Origin of the sequence: Sphaerisporangium krabiense (assembly GCF_014200435.1) — a bacterium.
Lineage (GTDB): Bacteria > Actinomycetota > Actinomycetes > Streptosporangiales > Streptosporangiaceae > Sphaerisporangium > Sphaerisporangium krabiense.
Map to the genome: position 1 here is coordinate 3,348,536 of NZ_JACHBR010000001.1, position 23,023 is coordinate 3,371,558.

Consider the following 23,023-nt stretch of genomic DNA (forward strand, 5'->3'; position numbering starts at 1 on the left):
GCGGGCTCACGAGGCCCGGGCGCCGGGGTCGGCGGGTGGGCGGCCGATCGCGGGGCGGCGGCCGGCCGCGGCCGAGGACGTCAGCAGGATCACGCCGAGCGGCGAGATCTCGGTGCGCCGGAGCTGGCGTACGGCCTGGGCGAGCTGCTTGGACCTGGCCACGCGGCTCTCGACGACGAGCAGGGCGGCGTCGGCGCGGGCCTCATGGTCGGTGCGGACCCAGATGGGGGCGAGGCCGGTGAGGGCGAGGCGGAGATCGTCGGCGATGGGCTCGGGGTCGACGCCGGGGGTGACGCCGCGCACGAGCAGTTCGCCGCCGTCGCGCAGGTGGCGGGCCACGGCCATGGCGAGCTCGCGCAGCTCGCGGGCGTTGCCGCCCTTGCACAGGACGGGCAGGCCGGTGAGGCGCTCGATGTCGGCGGCGGTCCTGAGCCGGGTGTCGAGGCGGTCGCGCAGCATGGCGGCGCCGGTGCCGGCGAGCAGGCCGAGGAACAGCCCGCTGCCCAGGTACAGCGGCGGTCGCGGCCGGGTGGGGGAGTCGGGCGGCCGGGCGTCGCTGATCACGCTGCCGGGGGTGACCGCGACGGTCTTGAGCGCGTCGTGCTTGAGGGTGAGCGCGTAGACCTGCCGGGTGAGGACGTTCTGCCGCTGGACGGCGATGGTGCGGGCGGCCGAGCCTCGCGGGGCGCGGGGAAGGGCGGCGACGACGGCGGCGAGGGCGGAGTCGACCTGGCGCAGCTTGCCGGACAGGGCCTTGAGCTGGGCGTCGATGGCGTGCCGCGCCGCCGACTCGCGCTGGGCGAGGTAGCCCTTGGCGAACGCCTGCGCCCCGGCGGCGGCGCCCGCGGGGTCGTCGGCGGCGTAGGACACGGCCAGGACGGCGGAGTTGGGCGGCACGTTGACGGTGACGCGCTCGCGCAGCGCCTCGGGATCCTGGACCTTGAGGATGCGGGCCGCGCGGGCGGCGACGACGGCGGAGTGGGCGATCTGGGCCTCGGTGTCGAGGTTGAGCGGCTCACGCTGGCGCTGGGTGGTCTGGTTGGTCTGGTCCTGGACGCCGGTCGGCGCGACGAGGACCTCGGCCGTGGCGGTGTAGGAGGCCGGGGACAGGCCGAGCGCGAGGCCCCCGAGCGCGAGGCCCCCGAGCAGGAACCAGGTGAGCGTGACGCGCCGCCGCAGCAGCATCGCGCCGAACCTGGCGAACTCCGCGGGCTCCGCGGGCTCCGCGGGCTCGCGCCGGGCGACCAGGCCGCGCGGGCCGTAGCCGTTGTCCGGGCCGCCGGGGCCGCCGGGGCCGCCGGGGAGTGAGGACGCCGGGTGGCTCATGGCAGCGGCAGGCCTCTCGGTGCGGGGGTCGTCCATCGGGGTTCGGTGCTGATCGGCGCCGTTCGAGCGGGACGCGAAAAGGGCGGGCCGCCGGGAACGGGTCCTGAGAACTATAGGCACAACCCAAGATTTCTCGATCGCATACGAGCGTTTTCGTGGACGGCGAACGGCCCGGCTGGACCGGGATATCGGGATATTTCATTCTCCATGACATCGCAGCTCAGCGCGGAGGGGCGAGTTTCCGGCCGTTCGGTGCGCTTTAGTGGGAAGGTGAATACCGGCCTTCTGAGGGAAACGACTAAAGGGAGGTTTGGTCGCCTTGCGTAGAGTGGCGGGAATATGGTTTTTCGGCATCGGGCTCGCCGCCGGATGCGGGCTGATCGTCTACGCCGTCGCGTCGGTGAAACCGCCGGAGCGCGCCGTCGCCACCGACCGCTCGCCGGGCGCCGACCTGCCCGTCCCGAGCGGGGCGCCCGGCTGCGTGGCCACGGCCAAGCTGATCCCGAGCTGCGGCGCCTGGTGGGGCATGGCCCCGGACGTCTTCGGCGGCAGGCCGCCGTCCCGGGCCATCGCCTTCGCCGAGCAGCGCATGGGCCGCAGGGCCGACATCGTCCACGTGTACCACCGCGGCTGGGAGCCGTTCCCCACGCCCGAGGAGCTCCACCTCGCCAAGAAGCGGCTGCTGCTGATCAACTGGAAGCCCTCGATCCGCCGCACCTGGGCCGATATCGCCGCCGGGGCCCTCGACGACCGCATCGACCGCGTCGCCGCGACGATCCGGCACCGGCTCCCGCGCCGCTTCTTCCTCACCATCCACCACGAGCCGGAGAACGACGTGCGCGAGAAGCCCGGCTCGGGCATGACCGCCGAGGACTACGCCGCGATGTACCGGCACGTCGTGCTGCGCCTGCGCGACCAGGGGGTGCGCAACGCCGTCACGGTCATGACGTACATGGGCGCGCCGAACTGGGCGGCGAAGCCGTGGTTCGAGCGGCTCTACCCCGGCGACGACGTGGTGGACTGGATCGGCCTGGACCCCTACGCCGACCACCGGGTGAACGACTTCGCCGGCCTGGTCGACAAGCGGCGCGCCGACCAGGGCGACTGGCCCGGCTTCTACCGCTGGACCCAGCAGCGCTTCCCCGGCAAGCCGATCATGATCGCCGAGTGGGGGGCGTTCGAGCGGCACGACGACCCCGCGTTCAAGGTGTCGTTCTTCAACTCGGTCCGCCGGCAGATCCGGGGCTACCCGCAGATCAAGGCGCTGGTCTACTTCGACTCGCCCATCGCGCCCCGCGGCGACACCCGCTTCGACTCCAGCGTCCCCGCCGGGCGCGCGTTCGCCGAGCTGGCCCGCGCGCCCTACTTCAGCTCCACGCCCGTCCCCGACCACTGACAGGGCCGGGGACGCGGGGCCTCAGCGCACCCAGCCGCCCGAGGTGAGCAGGCCCAGCACCGTGCCGACGGCCCGGTCCACCGGCATGCCGGTGGTGTCCAGCGTCAGGTCGGCGTCCTCCGGCTCCTCGTAGGGGTCGGAGATGCCGGTGAACGCCGGGATCACGCCCGCGCGGGCCTTGGCGTACAGGCCCTTGCGGTCGCGCCGCTCGCACTCGGCGAGCGGAGTGGCGACGTGGACGAGCAGGAAGTCGGCGCCGACGGCCTCCACCATGTGCCGCACCTCCTCGCGGGTCGCCGCGTACGGGGCGATCGGCGCGCAGATCGCGAGCCCGCCGTGCCGGGCGACCTCGGCGGCGACGAAGCCGATCCTGCGGATGTTGAGGTCGCGGTCCTGCTTGGAGAAGGTGAGGCCCGCCGACAGCAGCCGCCGCACCACGTCGCCGTCCAGGAACGTCACCGTGCGGCCGCCGCGTTCGAGCAGGGCGTCGTGCAGGCCGCGGGCGATCGTGGACTTGCCGGAGCCCGACAGGCCCGTGAAGAACACCACCAGGCCGCGCCGGTGCGGCGGGCCGGGCAGCGTGACCGGCTCGGGCGCGGCGAGATGCTCCTCGGCGCCGAACGCGGACGCGATGTGCTCGCGCAGCTCGAGGTCGATCTCGGGCTCGCGCGGCGCCAGCGGCACCACGGCCACCTCCGTGCCCTTGGGCAGGGCGTCGCGGGCCTTGAGCGCGGCGCGCACCACGGCGGGGCCGCCCTCCCCGTAGGCCAGCGGGAGCAGCAGGACCGCCGCGTCCAGTTCGCGGGCGGTGGCGGTGACCTCGTCCAGCGAGTCCAGCGGGCCGCGCATGGTGACGGCCAGCACCGGACGGTCGCCCATGGCGGCGCGGACCTCGGCGGGAGGACGGCGCAGCCGCGCGAAGGGGCCGTGCTCGGGCTCGCCCAGCGAGGTCACCGGGCCCGCGACCAGCCCGTCGGCCGTTCGCTCCGTCACCTTCATCACGGCCACGGCCGCGCCCTCGGGGTCGCGCAGCGTCAGTTCCTGCCCGGCGGACACCGGATGGTCGTGCGGTACGGTCAGCGTCACCGGGTCGGGCCAGGGGGTGCCGTCGGCGAGCCGGCCGCTCTCGACCACCGAGGCCAGGTCGGCCGAGCCGAGGAACCCGGTCAGCGGGGCGAAGGCCCCGGACAGCAGCAATTCGAGGTCGGCGAGCTCGTGGGCGCGGGGCACCCAGTCGAGGACGGGGCCGGCGGCGGTCTCCTCTGCGTTTCCCACCGGCCCAGGATATTGGCGCGCCGCCCCCGCCACGGCCAGGGGAAGGCATAGCGGGAGGTCGTCCGCCGCGTCCATGGGCTGACATTCGACCCCCGGAGGTGATCGTGGACGTTGCCGAGGAGCGACGGTTCCGCGAGTTCGTGTCCGCGCGCTCGCCCGCGCTGATTCGGTTCGGGTTCCTCCTGACCGGCGGCGACCAGCACGCCGCGGAGGACCTGCTGCAGACGGTGCTGGTCAAGACGGCGGCCAGGTGGAGCCGCGTCGACGACCCCGAGCCGTACGTGCGGCGCGCGATGTACCGGCAGCAGGTGAGCTGGTGGCGTCTGGCCTCGCACCGGCGCGAGACCACCGTCGCCGACGCCCCCGAGGCGCCCGGCCCGTCGGCGCGCGACCACGCGGACGCGGCCGAGGTGAAGCTCGTGCTGCGCCACGCGCTGGCCCGGCTGACCCCGCGCCAGCGCGCCGCCCTGGTGCTGCGGTACTTCGAGGACCTGCCCGAGGCCCAGGTGGCCCAGATCATGGGCTGCTCGGTCGGCACCGTGCGCAGCACCGTCCACCGCTCCCTCGCCCGCCTGCGCGTCGCCGCGCCCGAACTCGCCGACCTGCGCGCCCCGCGCGACTCCTTCGAGGAGGTTCCCCGATGACTCCCGAATCGCTGCTTCCCGACACGCTCCGCGAGTGGGCCGGGGAGGCCCAAGTGCCCCACGACCTGGCCGACCGCGTCCTGCGGCGGCGCGGGCGGCGGCGTCTCACCACGGTCGTGCTGGCCACGGGGGCCACGGCCGCGGTGGTCGCCGCGGGAGTGCTGGCGCCGGTGATCGTGCGCGGCGCGGGCGGGCGTGAGGACAGGACCGCGACGGCGGTCACGCCCACCGCGTCGGCGTCCGTCTCGCCCACCGCGGTCTCGCTCGCCACGCCGCCGCCCGACCCGCTGCCCGAGGGGCCGCCGCCCCGGCCGTCCCCCGTGGAGGCCGGCGCGCTGCCCGCCTCCCTGGACGTGCGCGCGGACCCGGGGCAGGCGCCGCCGCGTGGCCTGATCGCCGCGGGCCGGATGGCCGTCTCTTCGTACTTCGTGTCGGGGTACGAGAAGACGGGCGCGCGGTCCGACCGCCGTCACGACACCTGGTACCTGTACGACCCCCGGACGGACGGGTACGAGCGGACGGACTGGTCGACGGTGGACGTGGCCCCCGGCATGCGGCTCGCCGCCGTGCTGGAACGGGACCTGCCCGCCTCCAGGGTCGGCATCCTCGACATGGCCACGCGCCAGGTGAGGTGGGTCCCGCTGGACCACCCGGTGGCGCGGGTCGCCTGGTCGCCCGACGGCACGAAGGTGCTGGCCACCGCGTACGAGAAGAACCCCGACGTCCGCGAGAAGGTGTCGGCGGACGGGACGAGCTGGGAGGAGTCCGACCCGGTCCGCACCGGGTTCCACATCGTGGAGGCGTCGTCGGGCACGGCCGCGTTCCACGCCGTGGACAAGCCGTCCGAGGCACTTCCCGGGCCGCCGGACGCCGCCTTCCAGTGGTCCTCCGACGGCACGCTGATCTCGGAGCCCAACGACCGGAGGTTCCGCGAGGAGGATCCCCAGCGGCTGTACTACGGCCTCGACGGACGCCGGGCCGGGACGCCCGCGACCGAGGAGCTCGACATCGAGCAGGCGGGGACGTCGCCGGACGGCAGGCTTTACGCCGGTCGCCGCGTCTACCCGCGCGGACCGAAGACGATGACGCCGGAGAAGGCCGAGGAATTCGTGGCCCAGCGGGTCGATGGGCCCGAGACCGTCGTGCGGGACACCGCCACCGGGAAGATCGTCGGACGGCAGTGGATGCTCCAGCTCCTGGCATGGGCGGACAACGATCATCTGATCGCGCTGCAGTGCCTCGGCGGGTGCGAGAACGAGTTCGACTCCTACCTGGCGCTGGTCACCGTGGACGGACGGCAGAGCGTCCGGCTCTCCGGCGACATGAAGGACAGTCAGCGGCCGGGAAGCTGGCACCCCGTGCTGACCTCGCGCTGACCGTGCCGGCCTCGCGACGGCCTCGCGCCGGCGCCCGCGGCCGGGGTCAGATCAGCCGGGCGAAATGGTTCTGGGGCTTGCGGATCACCAGCGTGATCTCGTCCCGCGTGGCGGGCAGGCGGTCGCCGGACAGGCGCGCCACCACCTTGCACGCCACGCGGACGAGCCGCGCGTGCGGCCCGCGCAGCGCGGGGCCCGACGTGCCCGAGTAGTCCTCGGCGATCATGAGCCCGCGCATGAGGCAGTAGGAATGGATGCCCTCGCGGGAGGCGACCTGCTCGTAGATCGCCGGCAGCGGGCCGACCGCGCCCGCGGGGGCGAACCGCGGCCACAGCAGCGCGCGGCACCAGCCGGGCAGGAGACGGTCGCAGAAGCCGTACGCCGAGGCGCGGTCGCGCATGCGGATCAGCAGGAGCCCGCCGGGACGCAGGGCGTTGACCATGCGGTCCAGCACGAGCTCGGTGTGGCGCAGGCGCTCGAGCAGGAACGCCGCGTGCACGACGTCGAACGTGCGCGGCAGCAGCGGCGCGTCGCGCAGGTCGCCGAGGAAGCGGGCGTCCAGGTCGGCGCGGTGCTCCAGCGCGGCGCGCAGCACGGGGAGGTCCTCGTCGATGCCGGTGATCCGGGTCTCGACGCGCTCCAGATCGATGCCTCCGCCGCGGCCGCATCCGGCGATCAGGATGTCGAGCCTGCGGCCGAGCTGCTCGGTTCTCAGCTCGCGGATCCGGAGGCTGAACACGTCGCCTTGGGTGGCGGGCCACCATCGAACCTCTGACATGTCACTCAGGGTAGTCATTGAACCCCCTTCTGTAGTGGATTTACTTTGCGAAAGGACGCTCCGGGGAACCGGGCCGCCGCCACAGGGGGGCGGCCGGCGCCCGGAAGGGACATTCACCGCGAGATCCGCCGTAGCGGGCGGACGGGTGGTTCCCGGCATGCCGGCCCCGCGAGGGAAGTAGCCTTGAGGGTGACCCCGGACGCGACGAACCGGGGTCGCGCGCGTCGTCGTATAGTGCGCAAGGCACCCGCGAGGGTCGTCTCCGGGTGCCGCCTGTACCGGTGCGGTGCGCGAGGTGGGTCGCCGCGTGGGGTGTTCGAACGAGCAGGGCCCCGAGGCGAACGAGAAGCCGGACCTGACCACGTGGGGGCATTTCTGATGAGTCTTTCCGGACTGCTCGACCTTGTCATCGCCGAACCGCGCCTGGCCGGGGCCCTGGAGCGGTCCGCCCAGGACGTCGACCTGATCGCCGCCCCCGCCCTGCGGCCCTTCGTGGTGGCGGCGCTGGCCCGCGAACGTCCCGTGCTGGCCGTCACCGCCACCGGGCGCGAGGCCGAAGACCTGGCCGCGGCGCTGACGGGCCTCGTCGGGGACGACGCCGTCGCCGTCTTCCCCGCCTGGGAGACCCTTCCGCACGAGCGCCTGTCGCCGCGCAGCGACACCGTCGGCCAGCGCCTGGCCGTGCTGCGCCGGCTCGCCCACCCCGTCGCCGGGGACGCCGCCGCCGGCCCGCTGTCGGTCGTCGTCGCGCCGGTGCGCGCCGTGCTCCAGCCGCTGGTCACCGGCCTCGGCGACCTCATGCCCGTGCGCCTGCGCGCCGGGGACGACGCCGACCTGGACGAGGTCGTCGAGCGCCTGGTCGCGGGCGGCTACCACCGGGTGGACATGGTGGAGAAGCGCGGCGAGGTCGCCGTGCGCGGCGGCCTGCTGGACGTCTTCCCGCCCACCGAGGAACACCCGCTGCGCCTGGAGTTCTGGGGCGACACGGTCGAGGAGATCCGCTGGTTCAAGGTCGCCGACCAGCGCTCGCTCGAGGTCGCGCAGGACGGCCTGTTCGCCGCGCCCTGCCGCGAGCTGCTGCTCACCGACGAGGTCAGGCGGCGCGCCCGCGACCTCGGCGAGCTGCACCCGGCGCTGAGGGAGACCCTCGACCAGCTCGCCGACGGCATCCCCGTCGAGGGCATGGAGGCGTTCGCCCCCGCGCTCGTGGACGGCATGGACGTGCTGCTCGACCACCTGCCCGCCCTCGCCGCCGTCCTCGTCTGCGACCCCGAGCGCATCCGCGGCCGCGCCGTCGAGCTCGTCCACACCAGCCAGGAGTTCCTGGAGGCGTCCTGGATCAACGCCGCCGCCGGGGGCGCCGCGCCGATCGACCTCGGCGCCGCGGCGTTCCGCGGCCTCGCCGAGATCCGCGACCACGCCCGCGAGCTCGGCCGGCCGTGGTGGACGGTCGCGCCGTTCGCGGCCACCGACCAGGCCGGTGACGGCGGCACGTCGCTGCCCGGCGACGACGAACTGTACGGCGCGGGCGAGGCCGTCGAGCTGCCCGCCCGCGAGGCCGAGTCCTACCGGGGCGACACCCAGCGCGCGCTCGCCGACATCAAGGGGTGGCTCGGGGACGGCCGCGCGGTCGTCCTGCTGAGCGAGGGGCACGGCCCGGCCGAGCGCATCGTCGAGCTGCTCAAGGGCGTGGACGTCGCCGCCAGGCTCGTGCCCTCGCTCGACGAGGCCCCCGGCAGGGACGTCGTCAACGTCACCACCGGCCGCGTCGAGCACGGCTTCGTCACCGACACGGTCGCCGTCCTCACCCACCTGGACCTGGTGGGGCAGAAGGCGTCCACCAAGGACATGCGCCGCCTGCCCTCCCGCCGCAGGAACATGGTGGACCCCCTGCAGCTCAAGGTCGGCGACCACGTCGTGCACGCCCAGCACGGCGTGGGGCGGTACGTCGAGATGGTGCAGCGCGCCGTCCAGGGCGCCACCCGCGAGTACCTGGTGATCGAGTACGCCAAGGGCGACCGGCTGTACGTCCCCACCGACCAGCTCGACGAGGTCACCCGCTACGTCGGCGGCGAGTCCCCCACGCTGAACCGCATGGGCGGCGCCGACTGGGCCAAGGCCAAGTCCCGGGCGCGCAAGGCCGTCAAGGAGATCGCCGGCGAGCTGATCCGCCTCTACAGCGCCCGCATGGCCTCGCCCGGCTACGCGTTCGCCGCCGACACCCCCTGGCAGCGCGAGATGGAGGACGCCTTCCCCTACGCCGAGACCGGCGACCAGCTCGCCGCCATCGACGAGGTCAAGCGCGACATGGAGCGCCCCGTCCCGATGGACCGCCTGATCTGCGGCGACGTCGGCTACGGCAAGACCGAGATCGCGGTGCGCGCGGCGTTCAAGGCCGTGCAGGACGGCAAGCAGGTCGCCGTGCTCGTCCCCACCACCCTGCTCGTCCAGCAGCACCTGTCGACCTTCGGCGAGCGCTTCGCGAGCTTCCCCGTCGTGGTGAAGCCGGTGTCGCGCTTCCAGTCCGACGGCGAGGTCAAGGCGACCCTGGACGGGCTCAGGGACGGCGGCGTCGACATCGTGATCGGCACGCACCGCCTGCTCAACCCCGACATCCGGTTCAAGCAGCTCGGCCTCATCATCGTCGACGAGGAGCAGCGCTTCGGCGTCGAGCACAAAGAGGCCATGAAGCACATGCGCACGCAGGTCGACGTGCTGGCCATGTCCGCGACGCCGATCCCCCGCACGCTGGAGATGGGCCTCACCGGCATCCGCGAGATGTCCACGATCCTGACGCCCCCCGAGGAGCGGCACCCGATCCTCACCTTCGTCGGGCCCTACGACGAGAAGCAGATCGCGGCGGCCGTCCGGCGCGAGCTGATGCGCGACGGCCAGGTGTTCTTCGTCCACAACCGCGTGTCCTCGATCAACCGGGTGGCCGGGCGCCTGCGCGAGCTGGTCCCCGAGGCCCGCGTCGCCGTCGCGCACGGGCAGATGAACGAGCAGCAGCTCGAGAAGATCATGGTCGGCTTCTGGGAGCGCGACTTCGACGTGCTCGTCAGCACGACGATCGTCGAGTCCGGCCTCGACATCCCGAACGCCAACACCCTCATCGTGGACCGCGCGGACAACTACGGCCTGTCCCAGCTCCACCAGCTCCGCGGCCGGGTCGGCCGGGGCCGCGAGCGCGGCTACGCCTACTTCCTGTACCCGCCGGAGGCCCCGCTCACCGAGACCGCGCACGAGCGGCTCGCGACGATCGCCCAGCACACCGAGATGGGCGCGGGCATGTACGTCGCGATGAAGGACCTGGAGATCCGCGGCGCCGGCAACATCCTCGGCGCCGAGCAGTCCGGCCACATCGCCGGCGTCGGCTTCGACCTGTACGTCCGCATGATGGCCGAGGCCGTGCAGGAGCAGAAGGCCAAGCTGTCCGGAGAGGCGGTCGCGGAGGACCACGCCGACGTCAAGGTCGAGCTGCCGGTCAACGCCCACATCCCGCACGACTACGTCACCTCCGAGCGGCTGCGGCTGGAGGCGTACAAGCGCCTGGCGGCGGTCGGCTCGCCCGAGGACATCGCCGCGGTGCGCGAGGAGCTGGTCGACCGGTACGGACGCCCGCCGCAGGAGGTCGACAACCTGCTGGAGGTCGCGCGGTTCCGCGTCCACGCCCGCAAGGCCGGGCTGACCGACGTCGCCCTGCAGGGCCAGCACATCAGGTTCGCCCCGGCGCGGCTGAGGGAGTCCCAGCAGGTCCGCCTGGACCGGCTGTACCCCAAGTCGATCTACAAGTCGGCCGCGGAGACCCTGCTGGTGCCGCTGCCCAAGACCAAGCCCATCGGCGGCCGTCCCCTGCGCGACCTCGAACTCCTCACCTGGTGCACGGACCTGGTGGAAGCCATGTTCCCTGCCCATGGCCTCGCTCCGCTCGGCGGCGAGGGGCGCTCTTGAGGCGGCGGTCTTCGTCGTCGTCCGGGTTCGTTCCTCACCCTCCCTCCTCCTCAGACCACCGCCGCGCCCCTGCCCATGGCCTCGCTCCGCTCGGCGGCGAGGGGCGCTCTTGAGGCGGCGGTCTTCGTCGTCGTCCGGGTTCGTTCCTCACCCTCCCTCCTCCTCAGACCACCGCCGCGCCCCTCGCGCGCAGAGTCCGTGACGAGGCGGCCGCCAGGTTTGAGTAGAGTAGGCCCGCCTCTGTTGAAGGGACCGCTTGTGAAGTCGATACGTGTGCGCGCGCCGCAGGCCGTCGCGGCCGCCGTGCTGGCGTGCCTCGCCATGACCGCCTGTTCCTCGCCCGTCCGGGTCGGCGAGGCCGCCACCGTCGGGAACGAGCGCATCAGCACCGGCGAGCTGAACGACAAGATCGCCGAGTTCCAGGCGGCGCTGAAGAAGTCGAACATCAACGAGTCGCAGCTCCAGATCCCGTCGATCCCGCGCGCGATCCTGCTCCAGCTCATCGCGATCCGCCAGTTCGACGGGTTCGCCCAGCGCAACGGCATCGCCGTCACCGACGGCGACGTCGACAAGCTGATCTCCGAGCAGGGCGGCTCCCAGCAGCTCGGCATGGCCGCGCTCGGCAAGGGCGTCGCCCCGTCGATGGCCCGCTCGTGGGTCCGCGGCGGCGTCATCTACCAGAAGGCGCTGGAGCGCTTCGGCGCCAACCTGACCGACCAGGCGTCGGTGCAGGCCGCCCAGATCAAGCTCGTCCAGCAGCTCGAGGCCGTCCCGGTCAAGATCTCGCCGCGCTACGGCGCCTGGGACAACCAGCAGGGCGGCATGGTCGACGAGGCCCGGTTCGGCAAGCCCGCCCCGAGCCCGAGCGCTCAGACCCAGCAGGACCCCTCCCAGGGAGGCGAGCTCCAGCAGGACCCGTCCCAGCAGCAGGATCCCACCGCCGGCCAGTGAGATGACCCTCGTCGTCGTCACGACCTCGCCCCGGGTGGCGCCGGGGCTGCTGAGCGGGCGGGCGTGGGCGGCCCTCGGCTCAGGCCGGGTGCTCACCGGCTCCGCCGGTCACCCGCTGCTGCCCTACCTCGCGGAAGAGGACATCCCCGTCGAGGTCGTGACGCCCGACCCGGTGGCGCTCGCCCGCGACGCCGTCGCCGAGACCATCGTGTGGGTCGCCGCCCAGGACGGCGACGAGCCCTTCATGCGGGCCGTCGGCCGCGCCGCGCTCGACCTGCCGGAGCCGCCCGTCATCGAGCTGGTCCCCGGCTCCTACGACCTGCCGGGCGCCCGCTTCCTCGACCTGGTCACCGTAATGGACCGGCTGCGGCGCACCTGCCCGTGGGACGCCGAGCAGACCCACGAGTCCCTGGTGCCGTACCTGCTGGAGGAGTCCTACGAGGTCCTGGAGACGATCGAGGAGGGCGACCACGCCTCCCTGCGCGAGGAGCTCGGCGACCTGATCTTCCAGGTCGTCTTCCACTCCCGCGTCGCCCAGGAGCGCGAGGAGGCCGACGGCGGCTTCGACGTGGACGACGTCGTGCAGGGCATCGTCGACAAGCTGGTCCGCCGCCACCCGCACGTGTTCGCGGGCGTCGAGGTGAGCGGCGCCGACGAGGTCAACGCCAACTGGGACGTGATCAAGGCGGCCGAGCGCGCCGCGAAGGGCCGCGTCTCGCTGCTGGACGGCGTCCCGATGGGCCAGCCGGCGCTGTCGCTCGCGCACGGCCTGCAGAGCCGCGCCGAGCGCGCCGGCGTCCCCGAGAGTTTGTCCCGCGCCGTCGGCCAGGGCGTCGGCCGCGAGCTGTTCGACCTGGTGCGCCGGGCCCGCGCGGCGGGCCTGGACCCGGAGGCCGAGCTGCGCGCCGCCGCCCGCGACTACCGCGACCGGGTGCGGGCCTGGGAGCGTTCGCGCGAGGCCCCCGAGAGCTGAGCCGTAGGGCGGGAGGGCGCGGCGTGCCGGGGGGCGGGGTCCCGATAGGCTCGGGAGGCAAACCGTCCGCAAGCCGCGCCGCGCACGACGCCGCGGTGATGGGTTCCGGGGGGCCCACCCCGGGCTGACAAACCTAGGAGCGCTTGGTGGCTGCCATCGAGGCCATTACCGCCCGCGAGATCCTCGACTCCCGGGGCAACCCGACGGTCGAGGTCGAGATCCTGCTCGACGACTACAGCACCGGCCGCGCGGCGGTCCCGAGCGGCGCGTCCACCGGCCAGTTCGAGGCCGTGGAGCTGCGGGACGGCGACGAACGGTACAACGGCAAGGGCGTCGAGAAGGCCGTGCTGAACGTCACCGACGAGATCGCGGAAGAGCTCGTCGGCTACGACGCCGAGGAGCAGCGCCTGGTCGACCAGGCCATGATCGACCTGGACGGCACGCCGAACAAGAGCCGCCTCGGCGCCAACGCCATCCTCGGCGTCTCCCTGGCCCTGGCCAAGGCCGCCGCCGACAGCGCCGACCTGCCCCTGTTCCGCTACGTCGGCGGCCCGAACGCCCACGTGCTGCCGGTGCCGATGATGAACATCCTCAACGGCGGCGCCCACGCCGACAGCAACGTCGACATCCAGGAGTTCATGATCGCGCCGATCGGCGCGGCCACGTTCTCCGAGGCCGTGCGCGTCGGCGCCGAGACCTACCACGCGCTCAAGAGCGTGCTCAAGCAGAAGGGCTACTCCACCGGCCTCGGCGACGAGGGCGGCTTCGCCCCCAACCTGCCGAGCAACCGCGACGCCCTCGACCTGATCCTCGTCGCCATCGAGAAGGCCGGCTACACCCCCGGCGAGGACGTCGCCCTGGCCCTGGACGTGGCCGCCACCGAGTTCCACTCCGACGGCGTGTACACCCTGGACGGCAAGGGCCACGGCTCCCAGGAGCTGATCGCCTTCTACGAGGACCTGGTGCGCTCCTACCCGCTGGTCTCCATCGAGGACCCGCTGGACGAGGAGGACTGGGAGGGCTGGAAGGCCATCACCTCCGCGCTGGGGAGCAAGGTGCAGCTCGTCGGCGACGACCTGTTCGTCACCAACCCCGAGCGGCTGGAGCGGGGCATCCGCGAGGGCGCGGCCAACGCCCTGCTGGTCAAGGTCAACCAGATCGGCACCCTGTCGGAGACCCTCGACGCCGTCGACCTGGCCCACCGCAACGGCTACCGCTGCATGATGAGCCACCGCTCCGGCGAGACCGAGGACACCACGATCGCCGACCTCGCCGTCGCCACCAACTGCGGCCAGATCAAGACCGGCGCCCCCGCGCGCTCGGACCGCGTCGCCAAGTACAACCAGCTCCTGCGCATCGAGGAACTTCTCGACGACGTAGCCCGCTACGCGGGTCGCGCCGCCTTCCCGCGCTTCCAGAGCTAGGTTTTTCCGTATGGCTTGCCCGTATTCGCGGGCAAGCCATACGGACCTGGGAGAAGCATGAACAAGAGACCGCAGCTCACGGGGAGGGCGGCGATCCTCGCGGTCGTGGTGTGCGCGATCGCGATGAGCCTCGCCTATCCTGTGCGGGAGTTCGTCGCGCAGCGGCGCCAGATCGCCCAGCTCGAACACCAGCAGGCCCAGGCGCTGAAAGACCTTCAGGAGCTCGGCGAGCGCGGCAGGCTGCTCTCCGACCCCGAGTACCTCGCGCGGCTGGCCAAGAGCAGGCTGCACTTCTGCGAGGCCGGCGAGAAGTGCATCGTCGTGCGGGACACCTCCAAGAAGGCGTCGAGCCCCAAGCCCGGCGCGACCCCGTCGCCGAGCCCTCCCTGGTACCAGACGCTGTGGGAGTCCGTCGAGGCCGCCGACCGGGGCACCGGCCGCCGCGCCGAGCCGACCCGCACCCCGGCGCCGTGACGGCGGGTACAGGCCGCACGGGCGTCGGCGCGACAGTCAGGGAGATGACGATGGTGGATCCGGCCGACCTGGCCGTGGTGGAACAGCAGCTCGGCAGGCCGCCGAGGGGGGTCCGCGCCGTGGCGCACCGCTGCCCGTGCGGGCTGCCGGACGTCGTGGAGACCACGCCCCGGCTGGCCGACGGCTCGCCGTTCCCCACGCTCTTCTACCTCACCTGCCCGAAGGCGGCCTCGGCGATCGGCACGCTGGAGTCGTCCGGGCTGATGAAGCGCATGCAGGCCCGCCTCGCGGACGATCCCGCCCTGGCCGCCGCCTACGCCCGGGCCCACGAGGGCTACGTCGAGGCGCGCGACAAGGCGGCCACCGAGGACGGCGTCGAGCCGCTGCCGCGCGGCATGCAGAGCGCGGGCGGCATGCCGGACCGGGTCAAGTGCCTGCACGCGCTCGTCGGCCACGAGCTGGCCGTGCCCGGCGCCAACCCCTTCGGCCGCGAGGCGCTCGACGCGCTGCCCGCGTGGTGGTGTGACGGCCCCTGCGTGGCCGGACCGGAAGAGGCCCACCCCGAACCCCCTCAGGAGGACGAATGACGCGGGTCGCCGCCATCGACTGCGGGACGAACTCGGTCCGCCTCCTCATCGCCGACGTCGCCGACGGCGGGCTCACCGACGTCGAACGCCGCCTGGAGATCGTCCGGCTCGGCCAGGGCGTCGACAGGACCGGCAGGCTCGCCCCCGAGGCCCTGGAGCGCACCTTCGGCGCCATGCGCGGCTACGCCAAGCTGATCAAGGAGCACGGCGCCTCGCCGGTGCGGGTGGTCGCCACGAGCGCCACCCGGGACGCCGCCAACCGCGCCGACTTCGTCACGGGCGTCCGCGAGATCTTCGGCGTCGAGCCGGAGGTCGTCACCGGCGCCGAGGAGGCCCGCCTGTCCTTCGTCGGCGCGACCACCGGGCTGACCGGCGTCGAGCCGCCCGTGCTGGTCTTCGACATCGGCGGCGGCTCCACCGAGTTCGTCCTCGGCGCCGAGACCGTCGAGAACGTGCTGTCGGTGGACATCGGCTGCGTGCGCCTCACCGAGCGCCACCTGGCCTCCGGCGTCACCCCGCGGGCGGTCGCGGCGGCGAGCGCCGACATCGACGCCGCGCTCGACCGGGTCGCGGCCGAGGTGCCGGTGGAGCGGGCGCGCACCGTCATCGGCCTGGCCGGTACGGTCACCACCATCGCCGGCATCGCCCTGGACGCCCCCGCCTACGACCCCGAGCGCAACCACGGCGCCCGTATCGAGGCCGCGCGCGTCCACGAGATCTCCCGGCGGCTGCTCGCCATGAGCCACGACGAGCGCGCCGCGATCCCGGTCATGCACCCCGGCCGCGTCGACGTGATCGGCGCAGGCGGCCTGATCCTCGACCACATCCTCGCCCGCTTCGGCTTCTCCGAGCTCCTCGTCAGCGAGCACGACATCCTCGACGGCCTGGCCTACTCCCTGTACGAGTCGTCGTCGCGCTGACCGCGCCGGGTCTCACGCCTCCCGCGCGCCGGCGTCGACGAGCGCCTCGAAGACCGGGCGCATGAGCCGCAGGACCTGGTCGGGTGACGCGTCGGACAGGTGGGCGAGCCCGAGGAGATCGCGGCCGATCCGCACGCCGAGCATGAGGGAGGCGGCCAGGTCGCCTCTCAGCCCCGCGTCGCCTCCCGGGAGCGCCGCCGCGATCCGCTCGGACTGGTGATCGAGGCCGACGCGGACCCGTTCGGTCGCCTCGGGGTGGGTCAGCATCGAGCGGAGCATCGCCATCCGCTCCCGGCCCTGGTCGTGCAGCTTGAACTCCAGGGTGTTCAGGAGCGATTCCAGGAGCGTGTCCGCTTCGGGCGTCGGCTCGGACTCGGCGGCCGTCGCGGCGTCGAACAGCCGTTGCTTGGAGCCGAAATGCTGCATGACCAAGGCGGGGTCCACGCCCGCCTGCGCGGCCACGGCTCTGATCGTGGTGCGTTCGAACCCCTTGGTCGCGAAGAGGGCGCGAGCGTGGGCCAGGATCCGCTCGTGGGTGTGGCGTCGTTGGTCCCGTCGCGGCGGGTGAGGCTCGGACATGTGGTCACTCTACGCTTGTTGAGCGGATGCCCGCTTCTGCTCTACGTTTGTTGAGCCGCCAGTCCGCGTCGAAGAAGGAGAAGGCATGCCCGAGACTCCGCGCCACCTGCTCGACCGCTTCCACCAGGCGATGCTGGACTTCTCGCCCGACTCGCTCGCCGATCTGTTCGCCGGCGAGGCGGTCTACGAGTTCGTCTTCTGGACGCCGCACCGGGGTCCGTCGCAGCGGTACGACGGACGCGAGGAGATCCGCGCCGGCTTCCGGGCGGCCTGGGCGTCGGTCTCCAGGCCGCCGCTGACCGGACTGCGCGAGGTGCGCGTGCACGAGACGGCCGACGCCGAAGTGATCATCTGCGAGGGCGAGATGGACGTCGTGAACCACGAGACCGGGCGGCCGTTCACCTCCCGCTACCTCCTGGTCCTGCGCGCCCGCGACGGCCGCATCGTCCACCTGCGGGACTATTCCGACGTGCTGCGGACCGCGGCGGGGCTCGGACGCCTGACCCGGCTCTTCGACCAGGCGCACGCCGCGTCCGCGCCGTGAACCCGGGCGCGGCCTCAGGAGCCCTCCGCCTCCCGCAGGCGGCGGCGCAGGTGGGCGCGGTCCGGCTCGGTGCCGGCCAGCCTCAGGGCCTCCCGGTAGGCCGCCGCCGCCTCGGCGAACCGGCCGAGCCGGCACAGCAGGTCCGCCCGCGCGGCCTGGTAGGGGTGGTGGCCGCGCAGCCGCGGGTCGCCCGCCAGCCCGTCGAGCAGGGCCAGCCCCGCCTCCAGGCCGTCGCGCATCGCCACCGCCACCGCGCGGTTCATCGCGACGACCGGCGACGGCGCGATGGCGAGCAGCACGTCGTAGAGCGCCACGACCTGCGGCCAGTCGGTGCCCGCGACGCCGGGAGCCTCGTCGTGCAGGGCGGCGATCGCGGCCTGGACCCCGTACAGGCCGGGCGGTCCGCCCGTCAGCGCGACGACCGCCAGCTCACGCCCCTCCTCGATCATCGGACGGTCCCACCGGCGGCGGTCCTGGTCGTCGAGCAGCACGACCTCGCCGTCCGGGCCGGTCCTGGCCGCGCGGCGCGCGTAGGTCAGCAGCATCAGCGCGAGCAGGCCCGCCACCTCCCGCTCGGCGGGCAGCAGGCGGCGCAGGATCCGTACCAGCCGGATGGCCTCCTCGGCGAGGTCCGGACGTTGCAGGTCGGGGCCCGCGCTGGCCGCGTACCCCTCGGTGAAGATCGAGTAGAGCACCTGGAGCACGCCCGGCAGCCGCCCGGGCAGCTCGTCCGCGCCCGGCACCCGGAACGGGATGCGCGCCTCGCGGATCTTGTTCTTCGCCCGCACGATCCGCTTGGCCATCGTCGCCGGAGGGACCAGGAACGCCCGCGCCACCTCCGGCGTCGCCAGCCCGGCCAGGCAGCGCAGGGTCAGTGCCGCGCGGTCCTCGTCGGGCAGCGCCGGGTGGGCGCAGGTGAAGAACAGTTGCAGCCGCTCGTCCGGCAGGTCCCCGTCGGCGTCGGCGGGCGCCGCCGGGCCCGCCCGGTCGGCCTCCACCTGCAGGACGGCGAGCCGCGCCGCGTAGACCCGGTCGCGCCGCAGCCGGTCCACGGCGCGGCGCCGCGCCGTGGTCATCAGCCACGCCCCCGGCTTGGGCGGGACGCCGTCGACGGGCCAGCGCACCAGGGCCGCCTCCATCGCCTCGGAGGCGACCTCCTCGGCCAGGTCCAGGTCGCCGAAGCGGCGGACGAGCGCCGCCAGCAGCCGCCCGCGCTCCTCGCGGAACATCGCCTCCACCGAGGCCGCGGCGCCGGCGGCCCGCTCGTCCATCGGGGTCAGCCCTCGAACTCGGCGACCGGGCGCACCACGACCGACCCGCCGTCCCGCGAGCCCGGGCAGCGCGCGGCCCATTCGAGCGCGGCGTCCAGGTCCGGCACGTCGATCACGTCGTAGCCGCCGAGGACCTCGCGGGTCTCGGCGAACGGCCCGTCGGTGGTGACCGTCCGCTCGCCGCCGGGGCCCACCCGCACCGTCGTGGCGGTGATCAGGTCCTTCAGCGCGTACCCGGACACCAGGACCCCCGCGTCCCGCAGCGCCTTGTCGTAGGCCACCCACTCCTCGTAGTCGCACCGGTCCGCCGCGTCGGCCGCGCCTGCGTAGATCAGCAGCATGTACTTCATGTCGGGCTCCTTGTCCTGTTCTCACGGCAGGGTCGCCGTACGGAACTACTACGAACGGGACACGGGCCTATGGACACGGCCCCGGAGACGTCTTCCAAACTACGGTGCCCGGCGGAGCCGCGATAACGTCACGGGCATCGCCGCGGAGCTGGCACGATCGAGGTATGAGTCACGTTCCCCCTGGTAGTGGATGGCCGGAGGACCCCGCGGAGCCGGGCACGCCGGTGGCGTCGAGCCCGGAGGAGGTGCGGGCGCTCGCGCGGGGGAGCCGCGACCTCGGGGAGCTGACCGCCCGCGAGTCCGTGTGCCGCGCCTGCCCGAGGCTCGTGGAGTGGCGCGAGGAGGTCGCGCGGGTCAAGCGGCGCGCGTTCATGGACGAGACGTACTGGGGCCGGCCGATCGCGGGCTGGGGCGAGGAGAAGCCCCGCGTCCTCATCGTCGGGCTGGCCCCGGCCGCGCACGGCGGCAACCGCACCGGACGGATCTTCACCGGGGACCGCAGCGGCGACTGGCTGTTCGCCTCGCTGCACCGCACCGGGCTCGCCGCGCGGCCGACCAGCACGCACGCGGGGGACGGGCAGCGGTTGATCGGCGCCCGCATGGTCGCCGCGGTCCGCTGCGCCCCGCCCGCCAACAAGCCGGCCGTCGAGGAGCGCGCCGCCTGCTTCCCCTGGCTGGCCCGCGAGCTGGAACTGGTCGCCGAGCCGCTGCGCGTGATCGTCGCGCTCGGCGGGTACGCCTGGCAGGCCGTCTGGCCCGCCCTGAAGGAGGCCGGCTACACGCTGCCGCGCGCCAGGCCGCCGTTCGGGCACGGCCGCGAGGCGGAGATCGCCTACGCGGGGGCCCCGATCCACCTGCTGGGCTGCTACCACCCGAGCCAGCAGAACACCTTCACCGGCCGTGTCACCGAACAGATGCTGGACGACGTCTTCACCCGCGCCGTCGAGCTGAGCGGCTGACCCGCCGCCGGAACCCACCTGCGCGCGGCCCGGGGCCGTCTCCGCAGAACGGGAGCTCAGGTGCGGACGAGCACGATCGCCTCGTTCACCGGAGGCTCCCCCTCCGCCCGCCGCTGCATCGCCGTCACCGCGGACGCGATCTCGCGGTACCTCTTGGCGACGTCCCCGCCGCCGGGCAGCCGGTCGAGCCTGCTCGCGAGCGCCAGCGCTCCGAGGCGCACGCAGGCGGCGAAGTCCGCGCCGAACGGCTCGCGCCCGTCGAGGACGGATTCTCCGATGGCCATGAGGCCCGTGGCCAGCTCCTGGACGTGACGCAGCCTTCGGTCCTCCTGGTTCGAGGCGCAGATCGACCGCACGGCCTCGGAGGTCTCGCCGAGCACCGCGACGAGGGCGGCGAACGTGGCGGGGCCGGGTGAGGAGGGCATGCGCGCGAAACAGGGGCCCATGAGCCATTCGAGCAGGACGGCCAGGGACGTATCGCGGGCGCGCCGTCCGGGCCATGGGGCGGTGGGCTGCAGCCCCAGCAGGATCGCCATGCTCCGCAGCAGGCAGTGCTTGCGCACGCGGCTGACGGCGCGGTCGATAGGGTGCCGGTGGCGGACGAACGGCGTGGGCTTCTGTCCTTCCTGGAGAGCCCGGGACAGGGCGTGGTCGAGCGTGAGGTTCAGCTTCCTGGTGGAGCTGAGCGGACGGTCCAGGGTGAGGGCGAGCGCGGTGTCCATGTCCAGATGGAACGACTCGTGGACCAGGTGCAGGTACTCCCTCAGAACGCTCTCGGCACGGTCGGCGACAGGCGTTCCCTGCTCGGCGGACTTGTTCCGCCCGGGCCGGCGGCCGGGGCCGGCGTGGTCGAGGGCCAGGTGGATCACCACGAACGCCGCGCTCGCGACCGTCAGGTCGCGCCAGTCCGCGACCACCTGGTCAAGGATCACGTCGCGGGTCGCACGGAACGGATCCGGCGCTCCGGGGGGCACCCGGGGCGCGGGAAGGCGTTCATGCGCGCTCTCCGCGCCCTTCTCGGCGTACCAGACGCCGCGCGTGCCGGTGTCGAGGACCAGGCGGAAGGCAGGATCCTCGACCTCGTCCCTGGTCGGCAGCCGGTACACCCGGTCGTCGCTGACGACGTCGTTCACCCATGCCACGAAACCGGCCACGTCGTCCGGCCACAGAGCGGCGGTGACGTCGCCGGGGTGGCGGCTTGTCCACGGCCGCACCCGTGAGGCGGGGGAGGCCAGGAACAGGCGGTAGATCGACGGGGTGATCGGCCGCGTGCAGACCCAGGTGTAATCGCCGAGACGTACCGCGTCGCGCAGGTGCCGCGTCACGGCGATCGCGTTGAACAGGCGAGTCCGCAGGCTGTGCGGGGAGTCGGCGTCCAGCGAGCTCAGGAGCAGCTTGTCGAGCTCCTGGCGAGTGGCGGGGGAGATCGACCGGCCCTCCTCCGCGCAGTCGAAGGCGAGGGCGAGCGCGGGCACGTTCCCGAGGGCCAGGCAGGCGTCCACGATGGCCGTGCAGTCGGCGCGCGCGGCGTACAGCAGGGTCGTCTCCCGCCACCAGGGGTCGTCCACCGCGGCGATGAGGATCTGCTGGATGCGGGGATGGTCGTGGATGTACGCCGCGGCGAGGTATTCCTGGAAGGTCTGGTGGGAGAAGGCGTAGAGCCCGGCCTCGTGCTCGTGCAGCAGGCCGCCGTTGCGCACGTCGGCCAGGAAGTCCTGCGGCTGGACGGCGTCGCCGGCGACCCGGCGCAGGGCCGGCCCCACCACCGCCGCCGCCTCGGCCTCCGGCAGGTCCCTGACGTTGCGCTCCATCATCGTGAAGGCCAGCTCGCGCAGCACCTGCTCCTTGCGGTCCCCGCGCAGCGTCTCCTGCTGCGCGGCCCGGCCCTTGGCCTCGGCGCGGCGCCAGAGCAGCACCTGGCAGATCTCGGCGTAGAGCTCGGCCCGCGAGCCGGGCAGCGCGCCCCGGTGCCGGTGCACGTTGGCGATCATCGTCAGCAGCAGCGGGTTGGCGGCGAGGTCGTAGAGCTGCGGGCTCTCCCTGAGCTTCTCCAGCAGGGCGCCGGCCTGGCGGGCGGCCAGGAGTTCGACGTCGGCGTCGGGCTCCCCGCCGGTGGCGAGGCGTTCCTCGGCCAGGTACCAGCCGCGGACGAACTCGGCGATCTGCTCGCCGGTGAAGCGGCGCACCTGGAGCGTGGTCGCGCTGTTCAGGGGATAGGCGTGGTAGCCGTGCGGGCGCGAGGTGATGATGAAGTCGTTGGCCGGGTACTGGGCGATCTGCCGCTCCACCCAGTCGACGACGTTCTCGCGGTCCTGCTCGCGGGCGACCTCGTCCAGGCCGTCCAGCATCACCGTGCAGCGCCCGGCGGCGAGCTGCCGGTCGAACCACCCGGAGGGTTCCTGCCCCCGTAATCGGTCCAGCCGGGAGGCGATCAGGGCGGGCAGGCCGATCGCCGGGTCCGCGTCGATCGCGGCGGCGTGGTCGCGCAGGTAGAGCAGGACGGGCAGGTCGCGGCGCCGGGCGCGCTCCCGGCCCAGGCTGAGCGCGACGTGCCGGAGCAGGGTGGTCTTGCCCGTGCCCGGCGGCCCGATGACGGCGAGGACGACGGGGGCCTCGCCGCCGAGGAAGCTCCACAGCGAGCGGCGCTCGACGTACATCTCGGCGCGGCCGGCCAGCGGCGCGCGGGCGGTTTCGTGCGGGACCCGGGGCTCCAGGCTCACGTCGACGTAGATCTTCGCCAGCTCCGGCGTGCGGTCGCTGCGGGTCGCCAGCCCTTTCTGGTCGACGAAACGGACGGCTCCCCGCACCTGGTCGCGGTAGGCGCGCTCGAAGCGGGCGGAGGTGCGGCGCAGGACGGCGTCCACGCCGTCGGCGGCGGCCTTCGCCCAGCGGTCCTGCAGGTCGCCGAAGACCTTGCCGGCGAACCCGACCGCCGCGAGCAGCAGCTCGTACCCGAGGAAGGCGGCGAGGGCGAGCCAGGGCCGCCGTTGCACGTCGGGCCAGAGTTTCGCCGCCATGAGAGGGGGTGGGACGGCCGCGAGGGTCAGCAGCGCGACGCGTCCGACGAGGGAGGCGGAACTCGAACCAGGGGGAGTCACACGAGCCTCTCAGTGGCGACATGTATTCAGATGGTTACTTCCGTATTATCCAGAGCCGCCGCGCGCGGGGCCGGGGTTCCGCACGGTTCGGTCCGGCCGGCACGGGTGCCGCGGGGGAGGGGCGGCCGGTCCGCAGAGGAGTGAAGT

Annotated in this window: 19 protein-coding genes; 12 read left to right on the plus strand and 7 right to left on the minus strand. The window is 73.4% G+C overall.

The genetic code is table 11. The features are described from left to right. Positions 1 to 6 precede the first annotated feature (6 nt). Positions 7 to 1,326: a YveK family protein gene (locus BJ981_RS14990; protein ID WP_184611831.1), complete on the minus strand. Its 1,320-nt coding sequence runs from the start codon at positions 1,324 to 1,326 to the stop codon at positions 7 to 9. 328 nt (positions 1,327 to 1,654) lie between these two features. On the opposite strand from BJ981_RS14990, the gene BJ981_RS14995 reads away from it, so the two are divergent. Next, entirely contained in the window at positions 1,655 to 2,722 is a 1,068-nt protein-coding gene (locus tag BJ981_RS14995; protein ID WP_239139507.1) for a glycoside hydrolase family 26 protein, read from the plus strand. A 21-nt stretch (positions 2,723 to 2,743) separates the two neighbouring features. Here BJ981_RS14995 and cysC read toward each other — a convergent pair whose 3' ends face one another. After that, complete coding sequence (cysC, locus tag BJ981_RS15000; RefSeq protein ID WP_239139506.1) at positions 2,744 to 3,997, minus strand: adenylyl-sulfate kinase; 1,254 nt, start codon at positions 3,995 to 3,997, stop codon at positions 2,744 to 2,746. 104 nt (positions 3,998 to 4,101) lie between these two features. Here cysC and BJ981_RS15005 point away from each other — a divergent pair, with 104 nt between their 5' ends. Together BJ981_RS15005 and BJ981_RS15010 are read left to right on the plus strand one after the other, a co-directional pair. Next, complete coding sequence (locus BJ981_RS15005) at positions 4,102 to 4,641, plus strand: SigE family RNA polymerase sigma factor (protein ID WP_184611837.1); 540 nt, start codon at positions 4,102 to 4,104, stop codon at positions 4,639 to 4,641. Next, on the plus strand, positions 4,638 to 6,017 hold the full coding sequence (locus BJ981_RS15010; RefSeq protein WP_184611839.1) for a hypothetical protein: 1,380 nt from the start codon (positions 4,638 to 4,640) through the stop codon (positions 6,015 to 6,017). The genes BJ981_RS15005 and BJ981_RS15010 overlap by 4 nt, the downstream gene beginning before the upstream one ends. Before the next feature lie 46 nt (positions 6,018 to 6,063). Here the strand turns inward: BJ981_RS15010 and BJ981_RS15015 are convergent, their stop codons facing one another. Then, positions 6,064 to 6,795 (minus strand): class I SAM-dependent methyltransferase, encoded by a 732-nt coding sequence (locus tag BJ981_RS15015; RefSeq protein ID WP_184611842.1) that lies wholly within the window; start codon positions 6,793 to 6,795, stop codon positions 6,064 to 6,066. Positions 6,796 to 7,173: 378 nt separating this feature from the next. Here BJ981_RS15015 and mfd point away from each other — a divergent pair, with 378 nt between their 5' ends. The 7 genes from mfd to BJ981_RS15050 all read left to right on the plus strand — a co-directional run bounded on the left by mfd (position 7,174) and on the right by BJ981_RS15050 (position 16,075). Further along, positions 7,174 to 10,746 carry a transcription-repair coupling factor gene (gene mfd, locus BJ981_RS15020; protein ID WP_184611844.1) on the plus strand — a complete coding sequence of 1,191 codons (3,573 nt, stop codon included), beginning with the start codon at positions 7,174 to 7,176 and terminating at the stop codon, positions 10,744 to 10,746. A 258-nt stretch (positions 10,747 to 11,004) separates the two neighbouring features. Further along, on the plus strand, positions 11,005 to 11,697 hold the full coding sequence (locus BJ981_RS15025; protein ID WP_184611846.1) for a SurA N-terminal domain-containing protein: 693 nt from the start codon (positions 11,005 to 11,007) through the stop codon (positions 11,695 to 11,697). Between the two features lies 1 nt (position 11,698). Next, entirely contained in the window at positions 11,699 to 12,670 is a 972-nt protein-coding gene (locus BJ981_RS15030) for a nucleoside triphosphate pyrophosphohydrolase (protein ID WP_184611848.1), read from the plus strand. Positions 12,671 to 12,816: 146 nt separating this feature from the next. Then, positions 12,817 to 14,094 carry a phosphopyruvate hydratase gene (gene eno, locus BJ981_RS15035; protein ID WP_184611850.1) on the plus strand — a complete coding sequence of 426 codons (1,278 nt, stop codon included), beginning with the start codon at positions 12,817 to 12,819 and terminating at the stop codon, positions 14,092 to 14,094. Between the two features lie 57 nt (positions 14,095 to 14,151). Continuing rightward, positions 14,152 to 14,568: an FtsB family cell division protein gene (locus BJ981_RS15040; RefSeq protein ID WP_184611852.1), complete on the plus strand. Its 417-nt coding sequence runs from the start codon at positions 14,152 to 14,154 to the stop codon at positions 14,566 to 14,568. A gap of 50 nt (positions 14,569 to 14,618) precedes the next feature. Then, complete coding sequence (locus BJ981_RS15045) at positions 14,619 to 15,155, plus strand: DUF501 domain-containing protein (protein WP_184616096.1); 537 nt, start codon at positions 14,619 to 14,621, stop codon at positions 15,153 to 15,155. Continuing rightward, positions 15,152 to 16,075, plus strand: a complete 924-nt coding sequence (locus BJ981_RS15050; RefSeq protein ID WP_184611854.1) for a Ppx/GppA phosphatase family protein — start codon at positions 15,152 to 15,154, stop codon at positions 16,073 to 16,075. Before BJ981_RS15045 ends, BJ981_RS15050 begins: the two co-directional genes overlap by 4 nt. A gap of 12 nt (positions 16,076 to 16,087) precedes the next feature. Here the strand turns inward: BJ981_RS15050 and BJ981_RS15055 are convergent, their stop codons facing one another. After that, a complete protein-coding gene (locus BJ981_RS15055) occupies positions 16,088 to 16,654 on the minus strand; it encodes a TetR/AcrR family transcriptional regulator (protein WP_184611856.1) in 567 nt (188 codons plus the stop codon). Positions 16,655 to 16,739: 85 nt separating this feature from the next. Here BJ981_RS15055 and BJ981_RS15060 point away from each other — a divergent pair, with 85 nt between their 5' ends. Continuing rightward, a complete protein-coding gene (locus BJ981_RS15060) occupies positions 16,740 to 17,198 on the plus strand; it encodes a nuclear transport factor 2 family protein (RefSeq protein ID WP_184611858.1) in 459 nt (152 codons plus the stop codon). Between the two features lie 14 nt (positions 17,199 to 17,212). Here the strand turns inward: BJ981_RS15060 and BJ981_RS15065 are convergent, their stop codons facing one another. Both BJ981_RS15065 and BJ981_RS15070 read right to left on the minus strand, forming a co-directional pair. Beyond that, on the minus strand, positions 17,213 to 18,469 hold the full coding sequence (locus BJ981_RS15065; RefSeq protein ID WP_184611860.1) for an RNA polymerase sigma factor: 1,257 nt from the start codon (positions 18,467 to 18,469) through the stop codon (positions 17,213 to 17,215). Between the two features lie 5 nt (positions 18,470 to 18,474). Further along, positions 18,475 to 18,819, minus strand: a complete 345-nt coding sequence (locus tag BJ981_RS15070) for a YciI family protein (protein ID WP_184611862.1) — start codon at positions 18,817 to 18,819, stop codon at positions 18,475 to 18,477. A 164-nt stretch (positions 18,820 to 18,983) separates the two neighbouring features. Between BJ981_RS15070 and BJ981_RS15075 the strand changes: the two genes are divergently transcribed. After that, positions 18,984 to 19,778 (plus strand): uracil-DNA glycosylase, encoded by a 795-nt coding sequence (locus BJ981_RS15075; protein ID WP_184611864.1) that lies wholly within the window; start codon positions 18,984 to 18,986, stop codon positions 19,776 to 19,778. Between the two features lie 56 nt (positions 19,779 to 19,834). Here the strand turns inward: BJ981_RS15075 and BJ981_RS15080 are convergent, their stop codons facing one another. Beyond that, the gene (locus tag BJ981_RS15080; protein ID WP_184611866.1) at positions 19,835 to 22,795 is read right to left on the minus strand and encodes an NACHT domain-containing protein; all 2,961 of its coding nucleotides are present in this window, start codon (positions 22,793 to 22,795) and stop codon (positions 19,835 to 19,837) included. Positions 22,796 to 23,023: the final 228 nt, after the last annotated feature.

Excerpts from the sequence above, each read along its gene's own strand:
- BJ981_RS15050 (WP_184611854.1), top strand. The coding sequence starts at position 15,152 with ATGACGCGGGTCGCCGCCATCGACTGCGGGACGAACTCGGTCCGCCTC.
- BJ981_RS15070 (WP_184611862.1), bottom strand. The coding sequence starts at position 18,819 with ATGAAGTACATGCTGCTGATCTACGCAGGCGCGGCCGACGCGGCGGAC.
- BJ981_RS15015 (WP_184611842.1), bottom strand. The coding sequence starts at position 6,795 with ATGTCAGAGGTTCGATGGTGGCCCGCCACCCAAGGCGACGTGTTCAGC.
- BJ981_RS14990 (WP_184611831.1), bottom strand. The coding sequence starts at position 1,326 with ATGAGCCACCCGGCGTCCTCACTCCCCGGCGGCCCCGGCGGCCCCGGC.
- BJ981_RS15045 (WP_184616096.1), top strand. The coding sequence starts at position 14,619 with ATGGTGGATCCGGCCGACCTGGCCGTGGTGGAACAGCAGCTCGGCAGG.
- BJ981_RS15040 (WP_184611852.1), top strand. The coding sequence starts at position 14,152 with ATGAACAAGAGACCGCAGCTCACGGGGAGGGCGGCGATCCTCGCGGTC.
- mfd (WP_184611844.1), top strand. The coding sequence starts at position 7,174 with ATGAGTCTTTCCGGACTGCTCGACCTTGTCATCGCCGAACCGCGCCTG.
- BJ981_RS15055 (WP_184611856.1), bottom strand. The coding sequence starts at position 16,654 with ATGTCCGAGCCTCACCCGCCGCGACGGGACCAACGACGCCACACCCAC.
- BJ981_RS15010 (WP_184611839.1), top strand. The coding sequence starts at position 4,638 with ATGACTCCCGAATCGCTGCTTCCCGACACGCTCCGCGAGTGGGCCGGG.
- BJ981_RS15065 (WP_184611860.1), bottom strand. The coding sequence starts at position 18,469 with ATGGACGAGCGGGCCGCCGGCGCCGCGGCCTCGGTGGAGGCGATGTTC.
- BJ981_RS15060 (WP_184611858.1), top strand. The coding sequence starts at position 16,740 with ATGCCCGAGACTCCGCGCCACCTGCTCGACCGCTTCCACCAGGCGATG.
- BJ981_RS15075 (WP_184611864.1), top strand. The coding sequence starts at position 18,984 with ATGAGTCACGTTCCCCCTGGTAGTGGATGGCCGGAGGACCCCGCGGAG.
- BJ981_RS15080 (WP_184611866.1), bottom strand. The coding sequence starts at position 22,795 with ATGGCGGCGAAACTCTGGCCCGACGTGCAACGGCGGCCCTGGCTCGCC.
- BJ981_RS15030 (WP_184611848.1), top strand. The coding sequence starts at position 11,699 with ATGACCCTCGTCGTCGTCACGACCTCGCCCCGGGTGGCGCCGGGGCTG.